This is a genomic window from Mesorhizobium sp. M2C.T.Ca.TU.002.02.1.1 (genome assembly GCF_003997225.1).
The window spans coordinates 1-407 of the sequence record NZ_RZTO01001567.1; the positions used below are offsets into that span (position 1 = coordinate 1).

Annotated in this window: 1 protein-coding gene; it reads left to right on the top strand. The window is 62.9% G+C overall.

All coding sequences use genetic code 11. The features are described from left to right. On the top strand, positions 1 to 407 hold a 407-nt coding region (locus EOD07_RS37315), incomplete at both ends, for an aminotransferase class V-fold PLP-dependent enzyme (protein WP_127238560.1).

Here is a 407-nt window from a genome sequence, read left to right on the forward strand (position 1 = left end):
GGTTGACGGCGGCAATCGACTATTTCGCCGATCTTGGCGCTTCGGCCGGCGAGGGCGGTTCGCGGCGGCAGCGGATCGCCAGGGCGTTCGAGGTGTCGATCGCCTACGAGAACACGCTTGCCAGGCAACTGATCGAGGGCCTGTCCGACATCGAGGGCCTGGTCATCCACGGCATCACCGATCCGGAGCGTCTCGCCGAGCGGGTGCCGACCATTTCCTTCACTGTCGAAGGCATCGAGCCGGAAACGATCGTGCGGCAGATGAATGCCGAGAACATCTTTGTCTGGTCAGGCCACAATTATGCGTGGGAGGTCGTCCACCAACTCGGCATTCCGACCGAGCAAGGCGTCGTGCGCATCGGCATCGCGCATTACAACACGGCTGCCGAGATCGGGGAGACGCTGGAA